The 25,678-nt window shown below is 64.5% G+C and carries 21 protein-coding genes; 15 read left to right on the top strand and 6 right to left on the bottom strand.

From position 1 onward, the window contains the following. Positions 1 to 140 precede the first annotated feature (140 nt). Positions 141 to 1,388: an MFS transporter gene (locus tag M2427_RS03700; RefSeq protein ID WP_280704812.1), complete on the bottom strand. Its 1,248-nt coding sequence runs from the start codon at positions 1,386 to 1,388 to the stop codon at positions 141 to 143. 212 nt (positions 1,389 to 1,600) lie between these two features. Between M2427_RS03700 and M2427_RS03695 the strand changes: the two genes are divergently transcribed. Then, positions 1,601 to 3,673, top strand: a complete 2,073-nt coding sequence (locus M2427_RS03695) for a prolyl oligopeptidase family serine peptidase (protein ID WP_280704811.1) — start codon at positions 1,601 to 1,603, stop codon at positions 3,671 to 3,673. A gap of 116 nt (positions 3,674 to 3,789) precedes the next feature. Here the strand turns inward: M2427_RS03695 and M2427_RS03690 are convergent, their stop codons facing one another. Continuing rightward, entirely contained in the window at positions 3,790 to 4,461 is a 672-nt protein-coding gene (locus M2427_RS03690; protein ID WP_280704810.1) for a DUF938 domain-containing protein, read from the bottom strand. A gap of 223 nt (positions 4,462 to 4,684) precedes the next feature. Between M2427_RS03690 and soxX the strand changes: the two genes are divergently transcribed. From soxX to M2427_RS03645, 9 genes are all read left to right on the top strand, one after another. Next, positions 4,685 to 5,041: a sulfur oxidation c-type cytochrome SoxX gene (gene soxX, locus M2427_RS03685; protein WP_280704809.1), complete on the top strand. Its 357-nt coding sequence runs from the start codon at positions 4,685 to 4,687 to the stop codon at positions 5,039 to 5,041. Between the two features lie 45 nt (positions 5,042 to 5,086). Beyond that, on the top strand, positions 5,087 to 5,572 hold the full coding sequence (soxY, locus tag M2427_RS03680) for a thiosulfate oxidation carrier protein SoxY (protein ID WP_280704808.1): 486 nt from the start codon (positions 5,087 to 5,089) through the stop codon (positions 5,570 to 5,572). Between the two features lie 10 nt (positions 5,573 to 5,582). Next, on the top strand, positions 5,583 to 5,894 hold the full coding sequence (gene soxZ / locus M2427_RS03675; protein ID WP_280704807.1) for a thiosulfate oxidation carrier complex protein SoxZ: 312 nt from the start codon (positions 5,583 to 5,585) through the stop codon (positions 5,892 to 5,894). Then, on the top strand, positions 5,894 to 6,757 hold the full coding sequence (soxA, locus tag M2427_RS03670; RefSeq protein ID WP_280704806.1) for a sulfur oxidation c-type cytochrome SoxA: 864 nt from the start codon (positions 5,894 to 5,896) through the stop codon (positions 6,755 to 6,757). Before soxZ ends, soxA begins: the two co-directional genes overlap by 1 nt. Then, the gene (locus M2427_RS03665) at positions 6,754 to 7,059 is read left to right on the top strand and encodes a hypothetical protein (protein WP_280704805.1); all 306 of its coding nucleotides are present in this window, start codon (positions 6,754 to 6,756) and stop codon (positions 7,057 to 7,059) included. Before soxA ends, M2427_RS03665 begins: the two co-directional genes overlap by 4 nt. 49 nt (positions 7,060 to 7,108) lie before the next feature. After that, complete coding sequence (soxB, locus tag M2427_RS03660) at positions 7,109 to 8,854, top strand: thiosulfohydrolase SoxB (protein ID WP_280704804.1); 1,746 nt, start codon at positions 7,109 to 7,111, stop codon at positions 8,852 to 8,854. A gap of 190 nt (positions 8,855 to 9,044) precedes the next feature. Then, positions 9,045 to 10,082 carry an MBL fold metallo-hydrolase gene (locus tag M2427_RS03655; protein WP_280704803.1) on the top strand — a complete coding sequence of 346 codons (1,038 nt, stop codon included), beginning with the start codon at positions 9,045 to 9,047 and terminating at the stop codon, positions 10,080 to 10,082. 90 nt (positions 10,083 to 10,172) lie between these two features. After that, positions 10,173 to 10,340, top strand: coding sequence for a hypothetical protein (locus M2427_RS03650; protein ID WP_280704802.1), 168 nt, complete (start codon positions 10,173 to 10,175; stop codon positions 10,338 to 10,340). Positions 10,341 to 10,584: 244 nt separating this feature from the next. Next, entirely contained in the window at positions 10,585 to 11,793 is a 1,209-nt protein-coding gene (locus tag M2427_RS03645; RefSeq protein WP_280704801.1) for an MFS transporter, read from the top strand. Between the two features lie 190 nt (positions 11,794 to 11,983). Here M2427_RS03645 and M2427_RS03640 read toward each other — a convergent pair whose 3' ends face one another. Continuing rightward, positions 11,984 to 13,345, bottom strand: a complete 1,362-nt coding sequence (locus M2427_RS03640) for an MFS transporter (protein WP_280704800.1) — start codon at positions 13,343 to 13,345, stop codon at positions 11,984 to 11,986. A 143-nt stretch (positions 13,346 to 13,488) separates the two neighbouring features. Between M2427_RS03640 and M2427_RS03635 the strand changes: the two genes are divergently transcribed. The 4 genes from M2427_RS03635 to M2427_RS03620 are packed head-to-tail and all read left to right on the top strand — an operon-like array spanning position 13,489 to position 18,087. Continuing rightward, positions 13,489 to 14,142, top strand: a complete 654-nt coding sequence (locus M2427_RS03635) for an ABC transporter ATP-binding protein (RefSeq protein ID WP_280704799.1) — start codon at positions 13,489 to 13,491, stop codon at positions 14,140 to 14,142. Further along, entirely contained in the window at positions 14,139 to 16,601 is a 2,463-nt protein-coding gene (locus tag M2427_RS03630) for an ABC transporter permease (RefSeq protein WP_280704798.1), read from the top strand. The genes M2427_RS03635 and M2427_RS03630 overlap by 4 nt, the downstream gene beginning before the upstream one ends. Further along, entirely contained in the window at positions 16,591 to 17,673 is a 1,083-nt protein-coding gene (locus M2427_RS03625) for a lipocalin-like domain-containing protein (RefSeq protein ID WP_280704797.1), read from the top strand. Before M2427_RS03630 ends, M2427_RS03625 begins: the two co-directional genes overlap by 11 nt. A 27-nt stretch (positions 17,674 to 17,700) precedes the next feature. Further along, on the top strand, positions 17,701 to 18,087 hold the full coding sequence (locus M2427_RS03620) for an MAPEG family protein (protein WP_280704796.1): 387 nt from the start codon (positions 17,701 to 17,703) through the stop codon (positions 18,085 to 18,087). A 160-nt stretch (positions 18,088 to 18,247) separates the two neighbouring features. Here the strand turns inward: M2427_RS03620 and M2427_RS03615 are convergent, their stop codons facing one another. The 3 genes from M2427_RS03615 to M2427_RS03605 all read right to left on the bottom strand — a co-directional run bounded on the left by M2427_RS03615 (position 18,248) and on the right by M2427_RS03605 (position 24,019). Next, entirely contained in the window at positions 18,248 to 19,441 is a 1,194-nt protein-coding gene (locus M2427_RS03615; protein ID WP_280704795.1) for an ABC transporter substrate-binding protein, read from the bottom strand. Positions 19,442 to 19,652: 211 nt separating this feature from the next. After that, positions 19,653 to 22,817: a multidrug efflux RND transporter permease subunit gene (locus M2427_RS03610; protein WP_280704794.1), complete on the bottom strand. Its 3,165-nt coding sequence runs from the start codon at positions 22,815 to 22,817 to the stop codon at positions 19,653 to 19,655. Further along, the gene (locus M2427_RS03605) at positions 22,814 to 24,019 is read right to left on the bottom strand and encodes an efflux RND transporter periplasmic adaptor subunit (protein WP_280704793.1); all 1,206 of its coding nucleotides are present in this window, start codon (positions 24,017 to 24,019) and stop codon (positions 22,814 to 22,816) included. Before M2427_RS03605 ends, M2427_RS03610 begins: the two co-directional genes overlap by 4 nt. 504 nt (positions 24,020 to 24,523) lie before the next feature. Between M2427_RS03605 and M2427_RS03600 the strand changes: the two genes are divergently transcribed. After that, the gene (locus tag M2427_RS03600) at positions 24,524 to 25,678 is read left to right on the top strand and encodes an iron-containing alcohol dehydrogenase (protein WP_280704792.1); all 1,155 of its coding nucleotides are present in this window, start codon (positions 24,524 to 24,526) and stop codon (positions 25,676 to 25,678) included.

Genomic DNA, 25,678 nt, shown 5'->3' with positions numbered 1-25,678 from the left:
CTTTGTTCCCCCGCGAGCGCTTTGCTCCACGCCCGCCTGTTCATGACGAGCATCATGTAACAACCGACCTGCCGAAAATCACTTCGAGCTGGATCGAACTATCGATGTTGCTGACAGCCTCCTGCCAACGGCATCATGCGTTAAATCGCGTCCGGGAACTCGCCCATGGCAGCCTCGAGCCGCGCCTTGCGACGGCGGGCCCAGGATGCCAGCGACAGCGCGACGAGGCCGATGGCAACGGGCGGGAACACCACCATGTTCACGGCGGACCAGCCGTAATTCGCCAGCAATTGCCCCGAGGAGAACGAGCCGATCGCCATCATGCCGAACACCAGGAAATCGTTGAAGGCCTGCACCTTGTTGCGCTCCTGCGGCCGGTGCGTCTCCAGCACCAGCGAGGAGGCGCCGATGAAGGAGAAATTCCACCCCACACCCAGCACGATCAACGTGGCCCAGAAATGCATCGCGGTGAGACCGGAGAGGCCGATGGTGGCGGCGCTTGCTTCCAGCAGCAGACCGGTCGCGACGATTCTGGGTGCGCCGAAGCGGGCGATCAGTGCACCCGTGAAGAAGCTCGGGCCATACATGGCGACGATGTGCCATTGAATGCCGAAATTGGAATCGCTGAGACTGAGGCCGCACATCCTCATGGCTAAGGGCGCCGAGGTCATCACCAGATTCATCATGGGGTAGGAGATGACGCCGCACAAAGCGGCGGCGATGAAGCGCGGCTGGGTCACGATGGTGAGCAGCGGCCGCCCCCGGTGCAGATCTGATGGCGCCGGCTTCGGCATGTCGACACCGGCGACGATGGCCATTGCTACAAGCGCGACCGCGGCCTGCACCAGGAAGCTGAAGGCGAACAGATAGGGCGGCCAGACATCCATGGTCCATTGCACGAGCTGCGGACCGAGCACGCCGGCGAATATGCCGCCCGCCATCACCCAGGACACGGCTTTCGGCCGATAGGCCGCGCTGGCGCCGTCGGCGGCCGCGAAGCGATAGGATTGCGCCACGGAGCCGTAGAGGCCGCCGAGGAAGGTCGCGAGGCAAAACAGGGCGAACGAGCCATGCAGGATCGCGAACGAGCCGGTGAGACCGGTCAGCACGCCGAGGCCGGTGCCGGTGATGAAGGCTGCGCGGCGGCCGAAGCGGCGCGAGATCGCGCCTGTCGGCAGCGTGCCGGCGGCGAGGCCCACCACATACATCGAGATCGGCACCGTCGCGAACGACATGTCGGGCGCGAGCGTGGCGCCGACGATCGCGCCGGTGGCGAAGATCACAGCCGAATTGGCGCCGGTCAGCGCCTGCGCCGCGGCAAGGCGCACCACATTGCTGCGCACGCGGGCGTCGTCGGCGATCTCATGGGCTGTAGTCACGTCCAGCATCGGCATTTCCGCCCAAGGCACTATTTGTCAAGGCACTATTTATAGGGGGTGTTGATTCCCGGCACTATGGAGGGATCGAAAGGGCCGGGCAACCGGCGCAAACGGGCGCAGGCCATGCCTCCGACGCAATCGAATGAACCTTACCGCACCGCGCTCTTGACGGCTTGCGCTCGATCAAATCCTATCCGCCGCTGTTACAGGGAGTTTCGTTCATGTCCGCCGACGACAGGCCTACGCTCAGCGCTCCCGACGACGATCCCTGGCTCTGGCTGGAGGAGGTCGAAGGCGCCCGCGCGCTCGATTTCGTCGAGCGGCAGAACCTGATGACGCTGGAGAAATTCGGCGGCGCGGCGTTCGAACATGACCGCGATCTGCTCGCGGCGATCTTCGACCGATCGGACAATATTCCCTATGTCAGCCGCAGCGACGGTCTCCTCTACAATCTCTGGAAGGACGCGACAAACCCCCGCGGCCTGTGGCGGCGAACCTCGATGGCGGAATTTCGCAAAGCGGAGCCGTCCTGGGAAACGCTGCTCGATATCGACAAGCTCGCGGCGGAAGAAGGCGAGGACTGGCTTCTCAATTGGTCGAGCTCGTTTCCGGGCGACGCTCCGCAGACGATCCTGAGCCTGTCGCGCGGAGGCAGCGACGCCGTCACCTTGCGCGAGTTCGATCTCAACACCAAGAGCTTCGTTGCCGGAGGCTTCACGCTGCCGGAAGCCAAGGGCGGCGTCGATTGGGTCGATGCCGACACGGTGCTGTTGTCGAGCGCTTATGGCGGCGAAGACATGGCGACGAGCTCTGGCTATGCGCGGACGGTGCGGCTGTGGCGACGCGGCGAGCCCGTCCAGAACGCGCGTGTGCTGTTCGAGACCACGCCGGATCGCATGAGCGCCTCTTGCGACGTCGATCGCACCGCCGACACGCCACGGGTTTGGTTCATCGATCGGCGCGACTTCTTCAATTTCGACCTCTGGCTCGGCACCGAGACTGGCGCGACCGTCAAGCTCGACCTGCCCTCCGACATCTGGCTGCAAGCCCACCGTGACTGGTTCGCCATCAAGCTGCGCTCGGCCTGGAGCGTTGGCGGCGTCACCTATGCCGCAGACAGCGTGCTCGGCATCTCGCTCTCGGGATTTCTCGCCGGCGATCGCAACTTCGCGATCCTGTTCGAGCCGGGCGCGCGCCGCGCGCTGCAGGGATTTTTCTGGGCCGACGGCAAGCTGCTGCTGTCCATTCTCGACGAATTGCGGCCGGCGTTTGAGATCTGCACGCCCTCGGCCTCAGGCTGGAGCCGCGAGGCGCTGCGCGGCCTCCCCGGGATCGGCGTCGTCGACGTCTGGCGGTTTGATCATCATGAGTCCGAGAGCAATGGTGACCTGCTGGCCAACGTGCAGGACCCGCTGACGCCGCCGTCGCTGATGCTGATCGAGCGCGGCGTCGAAAGCCCTGACGTCCTGAAACAGGCGCCGAAGATTTTCAACGCCGACGGCCTCCTGGTGACACAGCACGAGGCGATCTCAGATGACGGCGAGCGCATTCCCTATGTGCAGACCGGTCCCGCCGGCGTGTCAGGCGATGCGCCTGTTTATATGAGCGCCTATGGCGGCTTCGGCCTCACGGTGAAGCCGCAGTACAATTCGTCGCTGGGAAAACTCTGGCTGGAACGCGGGGGCACGACGGTGCAGGCGAATTTGCGCGGCGGCGGCGAGTTCGGTACGCGCTGGCACGATGCCGGCCGCTACGCTGGCAAGAAGCTGTCGCACGATGATTTCGCAGCCGTTGCCGCCGATCTCGTCCGCCGCGGCGTGACCAGCGCGAGGCGCATCGCGGCGCAAGGCGGATCGAACGGCGGCATCCTCATCACCAACATGCTGGTGCGATACCCCGAGCGGTTCGGCGCACTGTTCTGCACGATTCCCTTGATCGACATGCGCCGCTACACAAAACTGCTCGCGGGCGCGAGCTGGATCGCGGAATATGGCGACCCCGACAAGCCAGAGGAATGGGAGTGGCTGAAGACCTATTCCGCGTATCACAACGCCAAGCCCGGCCAGCCCTATCCGCCGATCCTGATCGCGACGACACGGCGCGACGACCGGGTTCATCCGGGCCACGCACGCAAGATGGCCGCAAAACTCCAGGCGATGGGCTATGAGGCCTGGTTCTACGAGCCGGAAGCGGGCGGCCACGGCTACGGCAAGGACAACAAGGAGCGCGCCGGCTTCCAGGTGCTCGGCCTTCAGTTCTTGAAGGAGAAGATCGGTTGGAAGGATGAAGGTTAGCGACAGGGTACTGACGTTTCCGCATCGTCATGGCCGGGCTTGACCCGGCCATCCACGTCTTACTTTGCCACACCAAGAACGTGGATGCCCGGGACAAGCCCGGGCATGACGACTTCCTACCGCGCAAACGCCAGCGTCAGATTGTTCGCGGGCATCTCGATCGTGTCGATGAGCCTCAGGCCCGCACCGCGCGCCAGCGCCTCGACATCGCCGAGATCGCGCACGCCCCAATCGGGATTGCCTTCGCGCAAGGAGGTGTCGAACACGGCGTTGCTGAGCGCGGTGTGCTTGCCGTCGCGTTTGAACGGGCCGTAAAGGAACAGCTCGCCGTCGGACCGCAGATAACGCCCGGCGCCGGCGAACAGGCCCTCCGCCACGGCCCAGGGCGCAATGTGAATGACATTGGCGCAGAACACGGCGGCTAGATCTTTCGGCCCCTGCCCGCTCTTCATCTCCGGGCACCAGTCGGGATCGGAAAGATCGATCCGCAGCGGGCTGCGGATATTCGTCAGGCCCGAATGCACGCGCCAGGCCTCGATGCTCTTCACATGGCGCTGGTTGAGGTCGCTCGGCCACCAGACGAGATCGGGCGTGTGGCGGGCGAAATGAACGACATGCTGACCGGTTCCACTGCCGACCTCGACCACGTCGCCCGACCGTCCGGCGAGATGCTTTTCGAGCGCCGCCCAGATCGGCTCGTAATTGCGATGGAAGGCCGGTGCATCGAGACGGCCGTCGGATTCGACCCGCCCGCCATCCCTACCAAATTCAACGACATATTCAGCCAATTCACGTCCCCGGAAAATGAGAAAGCAGACGAAAACGCAACAAGGGCAAAACACCCCCAAGCTTGTGTCCGGCAAAGCCGGCTGGATGAACGATTGATCTCTCCAGTTGCAATGCGGCAGATATTAACGCCATTTTGCGGCCTGCATAGTCTTGATTGTCAGGGCATGTCCTTTGTGCTTTTGAACACTATGTTTTTCGGACAATGAGCCTCGGAACGACGCCTTGACCGCCTTTCCTCGCAAGCCTGCCCTGCTCCTCGCGCTGGTCGTCCTCACGGGCCTCGCCGCGCGCCCGGCGTGGGCGCAGTCCGCAATCGCCGAGGGCCAGAAGCCCGCCTTCGACCGCGGCAGGGGCAATTGCCTGACCTGCCATGCCATCAAGGGCGGCGATCTGCCTGGCACGATCGGTCCCGAGCTGAAGGATCTGAAGGCCAAATACCCCGATCGCAACGAACTGGTCGCGATCCTGTTCGACGAGACCAAGCGCAACCCGCAGACCATGATGCCGCCGTTCGGCCGCAACCGCATTCTGACCGAGCAGGAGATCAACGCGATCGTTGATTTCCTGCAGACGCTGTAACGGCGGGCCCAGGAAATCTCAGAGAAAACTCAGATGAGACTCCAAATGACTGTTCATACCGGCCCTCATCCGACGCGGCGTCTGATTCTTCAGGGCGCAGTTTCGGTCGCGCTGATCGGCCTCGGCAATCTGCCATTCGCGCCTGCGCGCGCCGCGGCCAACGACAAATATCCGGAAGAGGCGTTCAAGCTGAAGAACGAGGCCGATGCGATCAAGGCGCTCTACGGCAAGACCGCCGAGCCCTCCGACAAGATCAAGCTCGACGCGCCCGAGATCGCGGAGAATGGCGGCGTAGTGCCGATGTCGGTGACGACGACGCTGGACAAGGTCACCTCGATCTCGTTCTTCGTCGCCGAGAATCCGAACGCGCTCGCGGCAAGCTACAAGTTTCCCGAGGGCACGATCCCCGCTGTCGCCAACCGCCTGAAGATGGCCAAGACGAGCAACGTGACCGCGATCGTGGAAGCCGACGGCAAGCTCTACAGCGCGACCAAGGAAGTGAAGGTCACCGTCGGCGGCTGCGGCGGCTAGGAGACTCACGATGGCATCCAGCATTCGCGTCCGCGCGACATCCAATGGCGACCTCACCGAGGTGCAGACGCTGATCCAGCACCCCATGGACACCGGCCTGGTCAAGGATTCCAAGGGCGAAACGATCCCAGCGCATTACATCCAGGAACTGAAGTTCGCATGTAACGGCAAGGACGTCTTCGTCGCCAATTGGGGCACCGCGATCTCGAAAGACCCCTACGTCAAGTTCAGCTTCAAGGGCGCCAACAAGGGCGACGATCTCACGATCTCCTGGACCGACAACAAGGGCGGGTCGGACACGATCACCGCGAAGATTGCGTGATGATGGCCCGAAACGCCCTCCTGCTTGGTTCGTTGAGCGCAGCGCTCGTCGCGTTCGTGCTCACGTCTCCGCGCGTGGTCGCAGCCGACAAGGTCGATCCCGTCGCTGATGCCAAGGCGTTCCAGAACTTCTTCTTCCGGAAGTTTCCGAACATCAAGCACGAGGATTTCGTCAACGGTCCTTATTCCCTGAACGAGGACATGAAGCGGCAGTGGCAGGAGAAGGAAGAATTCCCGCCCTACGAGTTCGCGCTCGACGCCGGCAAGGAGATGTTTGCGACGCCGTTCAAGAACGGGAAGACCTACGCCGACTGCTTCCCGAACGGCGGCATCGGCATTCGCCAGAACTATCCCTATTTCGACAGTGGGGAAGGCAAGGTCGTCACGCTGGAGCTCGCGCTCAACCGCTGCCGCGAGGCCAATGGCGAACAGCCCTATTCCTACGTCAAGGACGAGATGGCCTCGCTCACGGCATACATGGCCTTCACCTCACGCGGCAGGCCGATGGACATCAGGATTCCCGATGACCCGCGCGCGCTCGCAGCGTTCGAGAACGGCAAGCGATATTTCTACACCCGCCGCGGCCAGCTGAATTTCTCCTGCGCGAGCTGTCATGTGCAGAGCCCGGGCGAACGCATCCGCGCCGAGATCCTGGCGCCGGCGCTCGGCATCTTGAATGCGATGCCGATCTACCGGTCCGAATGGAGCGGCATGGGCACGATCAGCCGCCGCTTCATCACCTGCAACAGCCAGACCCGCGCGGTTCCGCTGGAGCCGCAGGCGGATGAATATCGCGACGTCGAATATTTCCTCTCCTACGTCGCCAACGGCCTGCCGATCTCAGGGCCGGGAGCGCGGCCATGAAGCGGTCACTTACCCTGGCCATGTTGCTGACCTTGAGCCTTGCGCCATCCGCGCGCGCGGCAAATGAAGCAGATTACAAGGCGGCCTATGCCGCCGCGGAGGCTGCGTCCAAGGAGGCAGCCGGCATGCGCAACCAGTGGACCACGACCGTCTCGACGCTGGCGGCCGCGAAAAAAGCGGGCGACAGCGGCGATTTCGACGGCGCCGTGGCTGCAGCAAACGAAGCCGAGGCGCTGGCGAAGGCCTCGGTCTTCCAGGCCACATCTGAAAAAGAGGCCTGGAAGGCGATGGAAATCCGCTAGACTGAAATCCCAGCGAAGCTGCCGAGAATCGGCGCGGAGTAAAATTGTGATGGCGATCCGCCGCCGTGATTTCCTGAAGAGCTCGGCAATTGCCGCCGCCTCCCTTGCCCTGCCGCGGCTTGCGCGCGGCGCTGAGACCGCCAGCATTTACGACATCGAACGCTTCGGCAACGCGCGGATTCTGCACACCACCGACACGCATGCGCAGCTCAACCCGGTCTATTTCCGCGAGCCCAGTGTCAATATCGGCATCGGCGAGATGGCAGGACGGCCGCCGCATCTGGTCGGCCATGCCTTCCTGGACCACTTCGGCATCCGGCCCGACAGCGCGGACGCCTATGCCTTCACCTGCTTCGAGTTCGAGAAGTCAGCCGGCCGCTTCGGCAAGCTCGGCGGCTTCGCGCATCTGAAAACACTGATCGACCGCCTGCGCAGCGATGTCGGCGACAGGCACGCCATGCTGGTCGACGGCGGCGATCTCTGGCAAGGCACCGGCCTTGCCAACATCATGCAGGGCCGCGACATGGTCGAGGCCGCCAATCTGCTCGGCATCGAGGCGATGACCGGGCATTGGGAATTCACCTATGGCGAGCAGGCGCTGCGCGACAATCTCGAACACTTCAAGGGCGAGTTCCTGGCGCAGAACGTGTTCCTGACCGAGGAGGCCGCGTTCAACGACGCGGCCGCCTTCGACAAGGCGACGGGACGCGTGTTCAAGCCGTCCGTCATCAAGGAGCTCGGCGGCTATCGCGTCGCGATTATCGGCCAGGCCTTTCCTTACGTGCCGATCGCCCATCCCAAGCGATTCACGCCGGACTGGACCTTTGGCATTCGCGAGGAAGAGCTGCAGAAACATGTCGACGCCTTGCGCGGTAACGACAAGGTCGATGCGGTGATCCTGCTGTCGCACAACGGCATGGATGTCGACCTCAAGCTCGCAAGCCGCGTCACCGGCATCGACGTCATCCTCGGCGGCCACACGCACGATGCCGTGCCGCAGCCGATCGCGGTCAAGAATCCTGGCGGCACCACGCTCGTCACCAATGCCGGATCGAACGGGAAATTTCTCGCCGTGCTCGATCTCGCGCTCGACACGGGCAAGGTCAGCGACGTCAGATACCATTTGCTGCCTGTCTATTCCGAGCTGCTGAAACCCGATCTTGCGATGGCCGAGCTGATCGGGAAGTTGCGCGCCCCGCACGTGACCGACTGGTCGGAGAAAATCGCAACGCCGGACCGGCTGCTGTATCGCCGCAACAACTTCGCCGGTCCCGTCGACGAGCTGATCTGCACCGCGTTGCGCACCGAGCTCGACGCCGAGATCGCGCTGTCGCCCGGCTTCCGCTGGGGCATCACCGCGCTCGCCGGTCAGCCGATAACGATGGAGGATGTGCTCGCTGAAACCGCGATCACCTATCCGGAGACCTATGTGCAGGAGATGACGGGCGCAGACATCAAGAACGTGCTGGAGGATGTCTGCGACAATCTCTTCAATGCCGATCCCTATTATCAGCAGGGCGGCGACATGGTGCGTGCCGGCGGACTCTTCTACGCCTGCAACCCGACCAATGCGATCGGCAGCCGCATCTCCGAGCTCAAGCTCGACAATGGCAAGGCGATCAACGCCGTCAAGCGCTACAAGGTCGCCGGCTGGGCCTCGGTCAACGGCCAGCAGGGTGCGCCCATGTGGGATGTGCTGGCCAAATATCTGCGCTCGGGCCGGATGTTTCAGGAACGGCTCGGCTCCGGCGTCACGTTGAAGGGCGTCGACGGCAATCCGGGCATTGAGGGGTAGGGCCGCAGCCTTGGCCTCCCGCTGTCGTCCCTGCGAACGCCCGCGGGAACGGCAGCGGTTTGGAGACCTACCTGAGACCCTAAGCCGCAATAAAAATCTTCTAAAAATTCTTATTTTAACAGCCAATTACTTCTCTTTTTTCTGCCCGACGTAGTAGAATCCTCGAAATCACTCCGCGCCGGGTCTTGCCATGATTTTCCGCCAGCTCTTCGACAGCGTTTCGGGAACTTACAGCTATGTCCTGGCCAGCCGCCCCGGTGGCGAGGCGCTGATCCTTGACCCCGTGCTGGAGAAGGTCGACCGCTACTGCCAGTTGCTGCGGGAGCTCGACCTCAAGCTGGTCAAGGCGGTCGACACCCATCTGCATGCCGACCACGTCACCGGGCTCGGCGAGCTGCGCGACCGCACCCATTGCATGACCGTGATGGGCGACCAGACCAAGGCCGACGTGGTGGCGATGCGCGTTGCCGACGGCGACAAGGTGACGATCGAAGGTCTCTCGCTCGACGTGATGTACACGCCTGGCCATACCGACGATTCCTATTCCTATCTGATGGGCGACCGCGTTTTCACTGGCGACACGCTGCTGATCCGCGGCACCGGCCGCACCGACTTCCAGAACGGCTCGTCGCGCGCGCAGTATGATTCGATCTTCAACCGCCTGCTCAAGCTGCCGGACGAGACGATGGTCTTCCCGGCGCATGACTACAAGGGCGACACCGTCTCCACCATCGGAGAGGAGAAGCGCTACAATCCGCGGCTGCAGGTGCGCTCGGTCGACGAATATATCGAGCTGATGGCGAACCTGAAGCTGCCCAATCCGAAGATGATGGACGTGGCCGTGCCGGCCAACATGCGGGTTGGCCTGCATCAGGAAGAGCTGGAGAAGGAGGGCCGCGCGCTCAGCGCCATCGAGGCGATCCGCTCGCTGCACCGGCCCGACATCCTGCTTGTCGATCTGCGCGAGACCAATGAGCGGATGAAGCACGGCATGCTTGAAGGCGCGCTACACACGCCCTATCCGAGCGTTGAGGAAAGCCTCAAGCCCGGCGGCATGCTGCGCGAGGTTGCGGCCGCTACGGGGCGCCGCGTCGTGTTCTTCTGTGCCTTCGGCGAGCGCTCGGCGATGGCTGTCGCCGCCGCCAAGGAGGCCGGGCTTTCCAACACTGCCCACATCGCCGGCGGCATCGATGCCTGGAAGAAGGCGGGCGGGCCGGTGGTGCACTGACGGCATCGTCGCGGGCTCGTGAGATAGGTTAGGAGCCGCTTAGGTTTTGCGGTTAGAAGCGGATGAACGCATCACCATCCGGGATCAGCCATGGCCAAGATCAAGACCACCACGCCCAGCGAACCGCCGAAGACGAAGGGTTCAGACGACAAGGCGAAGAAACCACCGCCGCCGTTCGACACCGACGACGATTACGAAGACGGCGACATCGCCACGCCGAAGCGCGATCGCTATGGGAATGATGACGAGCCGCTGTGAGGCTCTCCGTCGTCCTGGCGAAAGCCAGGACCCATACCGCGTGATCTCTCGATAGTGATCGGACGCAATACCGGACGACGATTCTCCGCCAAACTACTCCCTGGGGTAATGGGTCCTGGCTTTCGCCAGGACGACGCTAGGATGCGCCCCCACCCGCACTACCTGCCATGCGCCTCTGTTCATGGACAAATAACCTGACGGCCCGATACTTTGCGCCTCCCCTGGGACGCAAATCGGAACCGCAATGGTCGACGTTCTCGCCGCACCGCAACAAGCCAAGGCGGACAGCGCACTGCGCACGCTGACCGGGATTTCGATCGCGCATTGGGTCAGCCATTTTCATCTGCTGGTCCTGCCAATGCTGTTCCCGTTCCTGAAGACCCAGCTTGGCGTCGGCTATGTCGAGCTCGGCTTCGCGCTGACCGTGTCTGCGGTCGTCTCGGGGCTGACGCAGGCGCCGACCGGCTATCTCGTCGACCATTTTGGCGCGCGCAAGATTTTGCTTGGCGGCCTCGTGCTCGGCGGACTCGCACTGGTCATGCTCGGCCTGCATCTGAGCTACGCCTCGCTGATCGCCTGCGCGGTGCTGCTGGGCCTTGCCAACAGTGTCTATCATCCCGCCGACTACGCAATCCTCGCCGAGCACATGGACGAGGCGCGAATGGGCCGCGCCTTCTCGATCCACACCTTTGCCGGCTATTTTGGCGGGGCCGTTGCGCCGGCGATCGTCGCCGCCCTGATCACGGTGTCCGGCGGCGTCGGCGCGCTGCTCGCATCGGGTGCCATTGGCGTGCTGGTGGCAGTGTTACTGGTGATGATGAACATTCCCGATGCCGGGGCGCATAAGGCAAAACCCGGCAACGCTGAGATGCCCAAGCAGGCCGTCATCACGCCGGCGCTGATCACGCTGACCGCGCTGTTCATGCTGCTGAGCCTGTCGGTGGCCGGCATCAACAATTTCGGCGTGGTCGCGCTGATGAGCGGCTACGGCGCGACCTATTCCATCGCCAATGTCGCGCTGACGGCGTGCCTCGGCTCCGGCGCGGTGGGCGTGCTCGCCGGTGGTTTCCTCGCCGATCACACCGAGCGCCACGGCTATGTCGCCGCTGCCTGCTTTGCCGCCAATGCCGCTATCGTGCTGCTGATTGCACTGGTCACGCTGCCCGGCTGGGCGCTCATCGTCACGATGGCAGCCGCCGGCTTTCTCTCCGGCGTGATCGCGCCGTCGCGGGACATGCTGGTGCGCAATGCGGCGCCTCCCGGTGCGGCGGGCCGTGCCTTCGGCATCGTTTCCACCGGTTTCAATCTCGGCGGCATCGTCTCACCGCTGCTGTTCGGCTGGATCATGGACCAGAACGCGCCGCATTGGGTGTTCGGCGCTTCGGTGATCTTCATGCTGGCGACGGTGGTGCTGTCGCCGTTCACCGAACGGAAGACGCAAGCCAAGGCTTGAGCAACAAAGTTCAACTGTCGTCCTGGCGAAAGCCAGGACCCATTTCCCCAAGGAGAAGTTGCGGCGCGAAGCTGATCACCACGAGTCTTCGCCAAGCTTCTCCCTGTGGCTATGGGTCCCGGATCGGCGCGCGCCTTATGGCGCGCTTGTCCGGGACGACGGCTGTGGTCTTGGGCCGGCAGTTCGCCCCTTACGTCGGCGACACGGCGCCCTTCAGCTCGGCTGAGCGCGGAGCCGCGCCCCGCGTCAGCCTGGCCTTTTCCGTGTTCGGCCAGAGCAGCAGCAGGCCAACGACGCCGGAGCCGACCATGATCACGGCGTTGATGGTGAAGCCGGTCATATAGCCATCGATCATGGAGCCGGCGCCCTGGATCACCTTGCCCATCACGTAAGGCGCGATGATGCCCGAGAGCGTGTAGAGCGCGCCGTAGATCGCGATGACCGCACCGCGCTGCGACGCCGGTGTGAACTCGCCGAGCATCGGCGGGCAGACGACATAGATGGCGCCGCAGAGGCCGGAGCCGACCACGAGCAGTGCGATCTGCAGACCCGCGCCCGAGACATGCGGCATCGACGCCAGGATCAGGCCGCCGATGATCAGCGGCACCGAGCCGAGCACGCCGCGCGAGATGCGCGTGGTGTAGCCGCGCGCCATCATCACCTGCGAGATCCAGCCCGTGAGGATGACGACGGTGGCGCCAAACACCCAGGGCAGGATCGAGATGAAGCCGGCCTGCTGCTGCGAGAAGCCGAGCCCCGTGATGATGAAGGCGGTGAACCAGGTGAGGCCGAGCGAGAGTGCCCAATAGGCGCCGAAGGTCGCGACCACGCAGCCAAGGAACGTTCGCGAGGTCAGAAGCTGGATGTAGGGAATCTTCGGCTCATTGGCCGCGAGCGCCCGCGTGTCCTCGAGCGGGCCTTCCTTGCCAAGCGCGAGCCAGGCGCAGACCCAGATCAGGCCGACGACACCGAGCGCGCCGAAGGCATAGTGCCAGGAATGATTGACGATGACCCAGTTCAACGCCGGCACGGCCAGGATGACGCCGAAGGCCGAGCCCTGCGTCAGGACCGCGGTCGGCAGCGTGCGCTTCTCGTCCGGGAACCATTTGTAGATGGCGTGCATCGCCACCGAGGCGGCCGGACCTTCGCCGGCACCGAGCACGATGCGGCAGATCAACAGCGTGGTGAAGGAGACGGTGCCGACCATCGGAAACTGCGCCAGCGCCCAGATCACCGCCATGGTCAGCAGCACATAGCGCGTTGCCACCTTGTTGACGATGAAGCCGACCACGATGGCCGAGATCGAGAACAGGAAGAAGAACGAGGAGCCGAGCAGGCCGAATTGCGCGGGCTCGAGCTTCAGATCGGTCATGATCGGCACGCCGGCGAGGCCGACGACGATCTTGTCGGCGAAGTTCACCACCATGAAGAGAAAGAGGAGAAAAGTGATGGCCCAGGCGCCCTTCGGCGTCGCCTTTGCGGTCCCTTGGTTGATCCCTTGGGACACCCCTGCCGTCCTGCCCGCCACCTTGGGCGTTCCCTGAGCGCTCATCATTCTCCCCGTATGTCTTTTGTCGGCACTTTTGATTTGGCCGTCTTGGGAGCTAACAACGGCTTGATCGGCAACGCAACCCCGGCATTTCCACACCAAGTGTGCTACGCAGCATTGAGTTAATTCCGTCCGGCGCATTGACCTTGCTGAGCATCCGAAACCTCTCCAAAACCTTCACTTCGGCGGGCGAGCCGGTCCACGTGCTGCGCGGCGTCGATCTCGACCTCAAGGCCGGCGAGCGCGTCGCGCTGACGGGCGAATCCGGCAGCGGCAAGAGCACGCTGCTGCACCTGATCGCCGGGCTGGATGCTGCCGATGACGGCACGATTCGGCTCGAGGACACCGAGATCACCGCGCTCGCCGACGCCGGCCGCGCCGAATTGCGGCGTGACCGGATCGGCCTCGTTTTTCAGCAATTCAACCTGATCCCGAGCCTGTCGGTCGCCGACAACCTCGCCTTCCAGGCGCGGATCGCCGGCCGGCACGATGCGACCTGGACCGGGGAGCTGGTCGAGCGGCTCGGGCTCAACGGCCTGCTCAAGCGTTATCCAGAGCAATTATCAGGCGGCCAGCAGCAGCGGGTCGCGATCGGCCGGGCGCTTGCGACAAAACCATCGCTGCTGCTCGCAGACGAGCCGACCGGCAATCTGGATGAAGCCACCGCCGACGACGTGCTGGCGCTGACGCGCGACCTCGTCGCGCGCACCGGCTGCGGCTTCCTGATGGTGACGCATAGCCTGCATCTGGCCGGCACGCTCGACCGGCACATCGTGCTCCATGCGGGGCGAATCGCATGAGCCGCGCGCTGTGGGTGCTGGCGGTGCTGCTCAGCCATTGGCGCCGGCACCGGATGCAGTTCGCGACACTGCTGATCGGGCTGATTGCGGCGACCGCCCTGTGGAGCGGGGTGCAGGCGATCAACCAGCAGGCCCGCAGCGCCTATGACCGCGCGGCCGCGACGTTTGGCGGCGTGCGGACGGCCATGCTGGTCGCGCCCGACGCGGCGACGTTTTCACAGGACTTGTTCGTCAAACTCCGCCGCGCCGGCTGGCCGGTCTCGCCGGTGCTGGAAGGCCGGGTTCAGATCAATGGACGCCCGATGCGGCTGCTCGGCATCGAGCCGGTGACACTGCCCGTTGATGTCGGCAATGCGCCGCGGCTCGGGGCTGCGGACTTAAGCAGCTTCGTCGCTGCACCCGGCCAGACGCTGGTGGCGCAGGAGACGCTGAGCGATCTGCACGAAGGCGAAGGCGCCGTGCCGCCGATCAGCAGCGGGACAAAACTGCCGCCGCTGCATGTCCTGCCTCAGCTCGTGCCCGACGTGCTGGTGGTCGATATCGGCGTGGCGCAGCGGCTTCTGAACAAGCCGGATCAACTCTCGCGCCTGTTGATCGGCAAGGCAAAGGGCAAGCCCGCGCCGCTGGCAAGCGTCGTCGGCGACCGGTTGAAGCTGATAGAGCCGACCGCCGAGACCGAGCTGGAGCGGCTGACCGACAGCTTCCACCTCAACCTCACGGCCTTCGGACTGCTGTCGTTCTTCGTCGGTCTCTTCATCGTCAATTCCGCCGTCGGTCTCGCTTTCGAGCAGCGGCTGCCGATGCTGCGTACCTTGCGCGCCTGCGGTGCCTCGGCACGGCTGGTCAACTCCGTGCTGGTCGTCGAGTTGGTGGCGCTGGCGCTGGTCGCGGGGTTGATCGGGCTGGTCTGCGGTTACTTCATTGCGGCGGCGCTGTTGCCCGACGTCGCAGCGTCGCTGCGTGGACTCTACGGCGCGCCGATTCCGGGGCAGCTCACGCTGCGGCCCGAATGGTGGCTTGCGGGCATCGGCATCAGCGTGGCGGGCGCGATCGTGGCGGCGGCGACCAGCCTGATCAAGGCGATCCGGATGCCGATGCTCGCCACGGCGCAACCGCACGCCTGGCAGCAGCGGCAGCGCCGCTGGCTGATCCTGCAAAGTCTCGCGGCCTGCGCCGTGTTTGCCGCGGCGTGGCTGCTGCTTGAGTACGGTCAATCGCTGATCGCGGGCTTTGGCCTGCTTGCCGCGCTGATGCTCGGGGCGGCACTGATCCTGCCGGCCCTCCTCGAGATCCTCATGCTCGCGGGCCAGCGTCTTGCGCGCGGGCCGCTGGCGCTGTGGTTCTGGGCGGACAGCCGGCAGCAGCTCTCCGGATTGTCGCTGGCGCTGATGGCGCTGCTGCTCGCGCTCGCGGTCAATGTCGGGGTGTCCACCATGGTGGAAACGTTCAGCCGCACCTTTGTCGGCTGGCTCGATGGACGTCTCGCCGCCGATGTCTACATCAGCGCCGCGGACAATGCGCAAAGCATTGCGATCCGCAACTGGCTGAAGGACCGCAGCGAGGTGCAGGCGATCCTGTCCGGTGGGCGGGCAGAAACGCAGGTCCAGGGTCAGCCGGTGGAATTGCTCGGCCTGCCCGATCACGCGCTCTATCGCGAGCGCTGGCCGCTTTTGGAGACGGCGCCGCGCGCCTGGACCCAGCTGGTGCCGGGCAATGCCGCCTTCATCAGCGAGCAGCTCAGCCGCCGTCTCAATGTCCGCGTCGGCGACGTCATCGAGGTGCCGGCGCCGGGCGGGACCTGGGAGCTCGACATCGTCGGCATCTATGCCGATTACGGCAACCCCAAGGGACAGCTCGCGGTGAATGTCGCGGCGCTGATCCGGCAGTTTCCGCAGACGCCGCAGACGCGGATCGGGCTGATTGTCCCGCGCGACAAGATTCCCGGCTTGATTACAGCCTTGCAGAAGCAGTTCGCGCTCGACGACCGCGCAGTGGCTGACCAGGCAACGGTGAAGGCGGAGTCGATCCGCATCTTCAACCGCACCTTTGCGGTGACCTCGGCGCTGAACGCCTTCACGCTCGGCGTCGCCGGCATCGCGCTGCTGACCAGCCTGCTCACGCTGGCGAATTCGCGGTTGCCACAGCTCGCACCGCTCTGGGCCATCGGCATCACGCGGTCGCGGCTTGCCGCGATCGAGCTGACCAAGACGCTGTCGGTTGCACTGTTCACGTCGCTGCTCGCCGTGCCGCTTGGGCTCTTGGTGGCATGGTGCCTGATTGCGATCGTCAACGTGAAGGCGTTCGGCTGGCGGCTGCCGTTCCATGTATTTCCGCTGCAACTGGTCGAGCTGGTCGCGGTCGCGCTGATCGCTTCGCTGCTGGCCGCGCTGCTGCCGGTGTTGCGGCTGGCGGGGATGCAGGCCGCACACCTCGTCAAGGTGTTTGCCAATGAGCGCTGACAAACTCTCGCGGCGCGCATTTGCGGGCGGCATCGCCGCGCTCGCGCTCGCGCGCCGTGCCAGCGCGCAAGGATATGCCGGGCTTGGCGAGACCGCCGACGGCTTTGCGAAGGTCACGCCTGGCAAGGTGTTTTCGTTCCCTGGAGATCACGGACCGCACCCGGATTTTCGCATCGAATGGTGGTATCTGACGGCGAACCTCGTCGACAGTGGTGGTGCTGCCTGCGGGCTGCAATGGACGCTGTTCCGTCAGGCGGCTCGGCCGGGGCCGCAAGCCGAGGGCTGGGCCAATCAGCAGATCTGGATGGCCCATGCGGCGGTGACGCGCGCCGACACGCATCGCTTCAACGAGCTGTTTTCGCGCGGCGGCATCGGTCAGGCAAATGTCGAGGCCAAACCGTTCGCGGCGTGGATTGACGATTGGGACATGAAGGGATCCGAACACGCCGACGATCGCGCGCTGTCGCCGGTGACGCTGAAGGCCTCAGGCACCGATTTCAGCTATGCGCTGACGCTGGAGGCGGACCGCCCTGTCGTCCTGCAGGGCGACGGCGGCTACAGCCGCAAGTCCGAGCGCGGACAGGCGTCGTATTATTACAGCCAGCCGTTCTACCGTGCGCGCGGCACGCTCACCGTCGACGACATCCGGGTCGATGTCTCCGGCCAGGCCTGGATGGACCGCGAATGGAGCAGCCAGCCGCTCGACACCGACCAGACCGGCTGGGACTGGCTGTCGCTGCATCTCGCCTCCGGCGACAAGCTGATGCTGTACCGGCTGCGCCAGAAGGACGGCAAGGACTATCCGTTCGGCAACTGGATCAGCGCCAATGGTGAGACACGGATGATCGCAGGCAGCGATATCCAGATGACGCCGAAGGCGACAGCGGACGTGGCCGGCCGCAAGCTGCCGGTGGAATGGCAGATCGTCATCCCGTCGCGCTCATTCTCGATTTCCTGCAAGCCGCTCAACCCAAAGGCCTGGATGGGGACCGGCTTCTCCTATTGGGAGGGGCCGATCAGCTTCGCCGGCACGCATGACGGCGTTGGCTATCTCGAGCTGACCGGCTATTGAGCGGCATCCGATCCGCCGGAGGCTCCGATGTATCATTTGACCGCGCTCGTCACGCTGCTTGCTGTCCTGTTCTATCTCTTCACCAGCATCAATGTCTCGCGGGCGCGGGCGAGGACCGGCATCAAGGTGCCGGCGACCTCGGGCGATCCGGATTTCGAGCGCGCCTTCCGCATCCAGATGAACACGCTGGAATGGATGCCGATTTTTCTGCCGTCGCTCTGGCTGTTCGCGATTTACATCGGCGACACGAGCGCAGCCGCGATCGGCGCGGTCTGGATCATCGGCCGCATCGCCTACTTTGTCGGCTACACGCAGGCGGCCGCCAAGCGCGGCCCGGGTTTTTTGATCCAGGGCGTCGCAGCCATCGCGCTGTGGGTGGGGGCGCTGGGCGCGGTGGTGTTGCGGTTGGTCTAGTGCATGCGGCGTCACCCGCGCTCGTGTCCCGGGCGCGGTGCAGCGTGTAACGCTGCGCCGCTGAACCGGGACCCATTCTGGCCGGGGATGTGGAGAAGCGTGGGTCCCGGCTCTGCGGTGCACCGCTAAGAAGCGCTGCGCCGCGTCCGGGACAAGAGACTCACTTCGTCAGCGGGCAGCCGCTGTCCTTGGCGCTTGCGAACGCCTGGTCGCCGGGGACGACCGCGAGCTGCTTGTAATAGTCCCACGGCTTCTTCGATTCCGAGGGCTTCTTGACCTCGAACAGATACATGTCGTGGACCATGCGGCCGTTCTCGAGCACCTTGCCGCCCTGCGCGAAGTCGTCGTTGACCGGCAGCTCCTTCAGCTTCTTGGCGACGGCGTCCGGATCCTTGGTGCCGGCGGCCTTCACGGCTTTCAGATAGCTCAGCGTCGCCGAATAGGTGCCGGCGTGGATCATGCTCGGCATCCGCCCGGTGCGCTTGAAGAAGCGTTCGCCGAGATTGCGCGTCTTGTCGTTGAGATCCCAGTAATAGCCCTCGGTCAGCACCAGCCCCTGCGCGGCCTGTAAACCGAGGCCGTTCACTTCGGCGAGCGTCATCAACAGGCCGGCAAGCTTCTGGCCGCCGGCGACGATGCCGAACTCCGAGGCCTGCTTGATCGAGTTGGTGGTGTCGAGCCCGGCATTGGCAAGGCCGACGATCTTCGCCTTCGAGCTCTGCGCCTGGAGCAGGAAGGACGAGAAGTCGGAGGAGTTGAGCGGCACGCGCACCGAGCCGAGCACCTTGCCGCCATTGGCAGTGACGATCTCGCTGGTGTCCTTCTCCAGCGCGTAGCCGAAGGCATAGTCGGCGGTGAGGAAGAACCAGCTGTCGCCGCCGGCCTTGGTCAGCGCACCGCCGGTGCCGACGGCGAGCGCGCGGGTGTCATAGGCCCAGTGGAAGCCATAGGGCTGGCACGCATCGCCGGTGAGGCGCGAGGTCGCGGCTCCCACCACGATGTCGATCTTCTTCTTTTCCTTGGAGAGCTCGTGGATCGCGAGCGCGACCGAGGAGGTGGTCAGCTCCGTGATCATGTCGACGTTCTCGACGTCGTACCAGCGCCGTGCGATCGAGCTCGCCAGATCCGGCTTGTTCTGGTGGTCGGCCGTGACCAGCTCGATTTTTTGGCCGAGCACCTCGCCGCCAAAGTCCTCGATCGCCATCTTGGCCGCTTCGACCGACCATTTGCCGCCGTAATCGGCATAGACGCCCGACTGATCGTTGAGGATGCCGATCTTGACGCCTTGCGCCGAGGCCGGCGCTGCCAGCAACAGGGCCGACGTTGCGACAGCGGCCAAAAGTCCTGATTTCATTTGTTAGCTCCCAGCAGTGTTCTGTTTTGAAATCGCACGGAATGTAGTGAAGAACAACGCGCGTGCCCATGGGTTTGGTGTAGGCCGTTGGTAGGGAGGACCGACTTTGCCTCACACGCCTCCCTGGGGTTATGGATCCCCGCCCCCGTGCGCAATTGCGCACTAGGCGGGGATGACACTGAGGGTGTGGAAACGGAGGCGGTCATGACAATCAGCCCGCCACCCCCGTCCCCTTCTCGTTCCGCCCCTCGGCCAGGTTCCGCACCACCACATAGAAGATCGGCGTGAACAGCAGACCGAACAGGGTGACGCCGATCATGCCGAAGAACACGGCGACGCCGACCGCCTGACGCATCTCGGAGCCCGAGCCGGACGAGATCACCAGCGGCAGCACGCCGAGGATGAAGGCGAAGGAGGTCATCAGGATCGGCCGCAAGCGCAGGCGGCAGGCGTCGATCACCGCCTCCAGCCGCGGCTTGCCTTCCTTCTCGATGTCGCGCGCGAACTCGACGATCAGGATCGCGTTTTTCGCCGCCAGTCCCACCAGCACGACGAAGCCGATCTGGGTCAGGATGTTGACATCCTGGCCCATGATACGCACGCCGATCATGGCGGCCAGCAGGCACATCGGCACGATCAGGATCACCGCGAACGGCAAGGTCCAGCTGCCATATTGCGCGGCGAGCACGAGATAGACGAACAGCACGCAGATCGGGAAGACGTAGAGGCCGGCATTGCCGCCGGTGACCTGCTGGTAGGACAAGTCAGTCCACTCGAAGGTGAAGCCGCTCGGCAAGGTGTCGTCGGCGAGCTTCTTGATGGCATTGAGCGCGGTGGTCGAGCTCGTCCCCGGCGCCGGCTCGCCCTGGAGCTCGGACGCCGCGTAGAGATTATAGCGCGCGACGCGGTCAGGCCCCGAGACATCCCTGAAGTCGACCACGCTGCCGAGCATCACCATGTCGCCGGAGGCGTTGCGCGTCCGCAGGCGCGCGAGATCGCTGGGCTCTTTGCGGAACGGGAAATCAGCCTGCGCGGTGACGTGATAGGTGCGGCCGAACAGGTTGAAGTCGTTGACATAGGTCGATCCGAAATAGGTCTGGATCGTATCGTTGATGTTCGAGATGGGAACGCCGAGCTTCTGCGCCTTGGTGCGGTCGATATCGACGAACAGCTGCGGTGTGTTCGCCGAAAACGGCGAGAACACCGTGGGGGCAAGCAGCGAGGGCGATTTGCGCGCGGCGGCGACGAGCTCGTCGGTCGCGGATGCCAGCAGCTCGGGTCCTCGGCCTTGCCGGTCCTGGATGCGGATGGTGAAGCCGCCGCCCGTGCCGATGCCAGGCACGGCGGGCGGCGGAATGACGATGATGAAGGCGCCCTGGATCGCGGCGAGGCGCTTGCGCAGCTCGGCCGTGATGGCATTCGCCGTCAGGCCCTTCTTCAACCGCACCTCGGGCTCATCGAACACAGGGAAGAGCGCCGCCGCATTGCCGGCCTGCGTTCGCGTCGCGCCGGAGAAGCCGGCGAAGGCGGCCACGCGGATAATGCCTGGCGTGTCCAGCGCGGTCCGCTCGATCTCTCGGACAATCTCGGTGGTCCGCGCCAGCGATGCCGCACCCGGCAACTGCACCGAGACGATGACGTAGCCGCGGTCCTGGGCGGGGATGAAGCCCTGCGACGTCGTCCCGATCAGCCAGCCGGCGCTGCCGATCAGCACGACGTAGATCAGCAGCATCACCACCGAGTGCCGGATCACGAAATTGGCGAGGCCGGCATAGCCATGCGAGAGCCGATCGAAGACGCGATTGAAGGCGCCGGTGAAGGCATTCCAACCCCGCGCAAGCAGATTCCAGGCGGCGGGCGGCCGCTTCTCCTCATGCGGGGTGAGGATCTGCGAGGCCAGCGCCGGCGACAGCGTCAGCGAGCAGAAGCAGGAGATTGCGGTCGCAACCGCGATGGTGACAGCGAATTGCTGGAAGAACTGCCCGGATATGCCGCCGATGAACGCCGTCGGCACGAACACCGCGCACAGCACGAGCGCGATCGAGACCAGCGCGCCGCCGACTTCCTCCATGGTCTTCAGCGCAGCGTCACGCCGGCTGAGGCCATGTTCCAGATGCCGCTCGACATTCTCGACCACGACAATGGCGTCGTCGACCACGATGCCGACGGCGAGCACGAGGCCGAACAGCGTGAGATTGTTGATCGAGAAGCCCAGCGCCGCCATCACTGCGAAGGTGCCGACCAGCGACACGGGAATCGCGATGATCGGGATGATCGCGGGACGCCAGCCCTGCAGGAACACCAGCACGACGACGACCACCAGCAGCATGGCTTCGTAGATGGTCTTGATCAGCTCGTGCACGGACTGCGCGATGAACTCGGTCGGATTATAGCCGATGTTGAAGTCGAGGCCCTTCGGAAAGCTCTGCTTCAGCTTCGCCATGGTGTCGGAAATGTTCTTGGCTGTCGCGAGCGCATTCGATCCCGGCCGCTGCGTCACCAGCATGGCGACGGCGGATTTACGCAGCAGGAAGCTGTTGGTCGAATAGGCGAGCGCACCGAGCTCGATGCGGGCGACGTCGCGCAAGCGCACCGTGCGGCCGTCCGAGCCAGCCTTGATGAGGATATCCTCGAACTGCTTCTGGTCCTTCAGTCGCCCCGTGAAGACCAGGTTGGGCTGGAAGGCGCGATCGGCAATCGGCGGCTCGGCGATCTGGCCGCCCGCGATCTGGACGTTCTGGGCGCGGATCGCAGCCAGAACCTCGGTCGAAGTGAGGCCGAGATTGGCGATACGATCAGGATCGAGCCACAAGCGCATCGAATAGTCGCGCGCGCCAAAAATCTGGATGTCGCCGACGCCGTCGATGCGCAGCAGCTGGTCGCGAACCTGGAGCAGCGCGTAATTGGAGATGTAGAGCTGGTCGAACGTGTCGTCCGGCGACAGCATGAACACGACCATCAGAATGTCGGGCGAGTTCTTGCGGGTGACGACGCCGTTGCGCTGGACCTCGTCCGGCAGCTGCGGCTGCGCGATGGCGACGCGGTTCTGGACCAGCACCTGGGCCTTGTCGAGATCGGTGCCCAGCTTGAAGGTGACGGTGATCGTGAGCTGGCCGTTCGAGGTCGCCTGGCTGTAGAGATACAGCATGTCCTCGACGCCGTTGATCTGCTGCTCGATCGGAGCGGCTACGGTGTCGGACACGGTTTGCGCCGAAGCGCCCGGATATTGCGTGGTGACGACGACGGTCGGCGGCACCACTTGCGGATATTCGGAGATCGGCAGCGTCGAATAAGCGAGCGTACCGACGATCAGGAGCACAATCGACAGCACCATCGCGAGGATGGGCTGGTTGATGGAGAGACGGCCAAGATTCATGACTTGTTACCGGCCGTCGCTGGAGCAGTCTGCGGGGTGACCTTGGCGCCGACACGGGCGCGCTGGATGCCATTGACGATGACGCGATCCTCGGCCTTCAGCCCGTCGCGGATGACGCGGAGGCCGTCATCGAGCGGCCCGAGTACCACGGGCCGCGCCTCCACGGTGTCGTCAGCCTTCACCACGAACACGATCTTGCGCGACTGGTCGGTCGCGACTGCGGCATCCGGGATCAAGAGCGCCTCGTAAGGAGCGCTACCGATCAGGCGGACGCGGCCGAACTGGCCGGGCAGGATCGAGAGATCAGTGTTCTTGACGACGGCGCGGCTGCGCAGCGTTCCGGTGGAGACATCGAGCCGGTTGTCGAGGAAGTTAATGGCGCCGTCATGCGAGGGCTTGGTTTCGCCGGCGAGCGTCACCTGCACCGGGTTTGCGGTGTCGCGTGAGCTGGGCCGCTTACCTTCGAACCAGAGCTTGCTGTATTTGATGAAGGTCGTCTCGTCCATGTCGAAATAGATGTAGATCGGATCGAGCGAGACGATCGAGGTGAGCAGCGTCGATGTGCCGGTGTCGCTGCCCTGCACGAGATTGCCGGGGCTCACGAGATGGCGGCTGACGCGACCGGTCAGCGGCGCGGCCACGTGGGTGAACTCGATGTTGAGCCGCGCTGCCTTCAGCGCGCCCTCGGCCTGGGTCTCGGCCGCATGCGCGGCCTGTAATGCCTGGCGGCGCTGGTCGACGGCCTGCTCGGAGACAGCGCTGGTCTGGACCAGGTTCAGGCCGCGGTCGAGCTCGCGCTTGGCCAGCTCCACCTTGGCGCGGGCGTCGGAGAGCTGGCCATCCGCCTGCTCGGCCACGGCCTCGAACGGGCGCGGATCGATCACATAGAGCAGGTCGCCCTGATGCACGATCGCGCCGTCCTGGAACTCGACGGAGTTGACGAAGCCGCCGACGCGGGGGCGCACCTGCACCTCCTCGACCGCCTCGAAGCGGCCGGTGTACTCGTCCCAATCGGTAACGGTGCGCTTGACCGGCTGGGCAACGGTCACCGGCGGAGGCGGTGGCGCGCTCGCTTGCGAGGTCGGCTGCCCGCAACCGCTGAGCGCGAAGGCGGCGACGAGAAGGCCGGCTATGGCGTAAGGCCTGAGCTGAACGAAATCGTGCGTTTTGACAAATTGCTCGCTTCCGTCCGGTCCACTCATCCCAGGTCCTCGCATAAAAGCCGCAGAAAATGCAGGGTACGCGCGTACCCGCGGGCGCCAGAAGATGGGTGGCGATGATGAAATCTTCAAGACCAACGCGCGTGCAATGCTTCGCGGAGTGCCCTGGCCGGATGGCGGGTTGACAGGGGATAGCCGGTTGCGTGTGGGGTGATTAGCCGGCGGGGCGTGAATGCATTTATTCGCGGGGCTCATGAATGCGTCGAGGTCGACGGGCTCGCGTTGTGCCCACCCTCCCCTGGAGGGGGAGGGTCGATCGCGCGCGGCGCGAGCGGGGTGGGGTGATCTCTCAACACGGGCACTGTTGGAGGTGGAGAGACCGTCACCCCACCCCGTCTCACATCTTCGCTGCGCTCAGATGAGAGCCGACCCTCCCCCTCCAGGGGAGGGTAAGAAAGAGCCAGCGTCTTCGCACATGACGATGGAAGCGGGCTCGGCTAGATTACCCCTTGCAAGAACAAGACGAATTGTCCGGGGAGGACAGGCGTGCATCAGGGGCGTGTCGTCTACGGCGCGATCGAGGAGGTCGTGTTCGGCCATCCGGCGGCTGAGGCCGTCGTCGGGCAGATGGATCGGCTGGGAACCCGCCGCGCCTTCCTGATGGTCTCGGGCACGCTGAACCGAGAGACCGACGAAATCGCGAAAATCGTAAAGGCGCTGGGCCCGCGCTGCGCCGGGCTGTTCGACGCGATGCCGGCGCACACGCCCCGCGAGGCGGTGATCGCGGCGACAAACGCTGCGCGTGACGCTGGCGCCGATTTGATCGTCACCGTGGGCGGCGGCTCTATCACCGATGGCGCCAAGGCGGTGCAGCTTTGCCTTGCCAACGGCATCGACGATATCGACGGCATCGAGCGCATCCGCGTGCACAAGGGCGTCGCGCCTGAGATGAGCGCGCCAACGGTGCGCCAGGTCAGCGTGCCAACCACAATCGCGGGCGGTGAATTCTCGTCCATCGCGGGCGTGACCAACCGCCGCAGCCATGTGAAGGAAATGCTGCGCCACCCGCTCGCGGTGCCACGCGCAACCATCCTCGATCCCGCCATCACCGTGCACACGCCCGAATGGCTGTTTCTCTCGACCGGCATCCGCGCCATCGACCATTGCGTCGAGGCGATCTGCTCGCGCGAGACCCATCCTTATGCCGATGCGCAATCGGTCAAGGGCCTCGCGATGCTCGCTGACGCACTGCCGCGGGTGAAGGCTGATCCTTCCGACCTCGACGCACGCATGGATGCGCAGCTCGGCACATGGCTATCGATGGGTGCGCTGGCAGCCGGCGTTCCGATGGGCGCGAGCCACGGCATCGGCTATGTGCTGGGCGCGGCCTTCAATGTGCCGCACGGCTACACCTCGTGCATCATGCTGCCGGCGGTGATGCGCTGGAATGCGAGCGCCAATGCCGAGCGGCAGGTGATCGTCGCGGCCGCGATGGGTTTTCCCGGCCACAACGCGGCCGACGTGCTCGATGCCTTCATCCGCTCGCTCGGCATGCCGCGCAGCCTCGCCGAGATGCGTGTCTTGCCCGAGCATTTCGACGCCATCGCCGAACAGGCGATGCGCACGAACTGGATCCCACGCAATCCGCGCAAGATCGAGGCGCCTGCGCAGATCCGCGAAATCCTTGATCTCGCCGCATGA

This window comes from Bradyrhizobium sp. BR13661, assembly GCF_029892425.1.
Classification (GTDB): domain Bacteria; phylum Pseudomonadota; class Alphaproteobacteria; order Rhizobiales; family Xanthobacteraceae; genus Bradyrhizobium.
This window is presented reverse-complemented; position numbering and strand designations above follow the sequence as displayed.

Coding starts and splice junctions, on each gene's coding strand:
- M2427_RS03700 (WP_280704812.1), bottom strand. CDS start 1,388: ATGCTGGACGTGACTACAGCCCATGAGATCGCCGACGACGCCCGCGTG.
- M2427_RS03695 (WP_280704811.1), top strand. CDS start 1,601: ATGTCCGCCGACGACAGGCCTACGCTCAGCGCTCCCGACGACGATCCC.
- soxY (WP_280704808.1), top strand. CDS start 5,087: ATGACTGTTCATACCGGCCCTCATCCGACGCGGCGTCTGATTCTTCAG.
- soxZ (WP_280704807.1), top strand. CDS start 5,583: ATGGCATCCAGCATTCGCGTCCGCGCGACATCCAATGGCGACCTCACC.
- soxA (WP_280704806.1), top strand. CDS start 5,894: ATGATGGCCCGAAACGCCCTCCTGCTTGGTTCGTTGAGCGCAGCGCTC.
- M2427_RS03665 (WP_280704805.1), top strand. CDS start 6,754: ATGAAGCGGTCACTTACCCTGGCCATGTTGCTGACCTTGAGCCTTGCG.
- soxB (WP_280704804.1), top strand. CDS start 7,109: ATGGCGATCCGCCGCCGTGATTTCCTGAAGAGCTCGGCAATTGCCGCC.
- M2427_RS03655 (WP_280704803.1), top strand. CDS start 9,045: ATGATTTTCCGCCAGCTCTTCGACAGCGTTTCGGGAACTTACAGCTAT.
- M2427_RS03650 (WP_280704802.1), top strand. CDS start 10,173: ATGGCCAAGATCAAGACCACCACGCCCAGCGAACCGCCGAAGACGAAG.
- M2427_RS03645 (WP_280704801.1), top strand. CDS start 10,585: ATGGTCGACGTTCTCGCCGCACCGCAACAAGCCAAGGCGGACAGCGCA.
- M2427_RS03640 (WP_280704800.1), bottom strand. CDS start 13,345: ATGAGCGCTCAGGGAACGCCCAAGGTGGCGGGCAGGACGGCAGGGGTG.
- M2427_RS03630 (WP_280704798.1), top strand. CDS start 14,139: ATGAGCCGCGCGCTGTGGGTGCTGGCGGTGCTGCTCAGCCATTGGCGC.
- M2427_RS03625 (WP_280704797.1), top strand. CDS start 16,591: ATGAGCGCTGACAAACTCTCGCGGCGCGCATTTGCGGGCGGCATCGCC.
- M2427_RS03620 (WP_280704796.1), top strand. CDS start 17,701: ATGTATCATTTGACCGCGCTCGTCACGCTGCTTGCTGTCCTGTTCTAT.
- M2427_RS03615 (WP_280704795.1), bottom strand. CDS start 19,441: ATGAAATCAGGACTTTTGGCCGCTGTCGCAACGTCGGCCCTGTTGCTG.
- M2427_RS03610 (WP_280704794.1), bottom strand. CDS start 22,817: ATGAATCTTGGCCGTCTCTCCATCAACCAGCCCATCCTCGCGATGGTG.
- M2427_RS03605 (WP_280704793.1), bottom strand. CDS start 24,019: ATGAGTGGACCGGACGGAAGCGAGCAATTTGTCAAAACGCACGATTTC.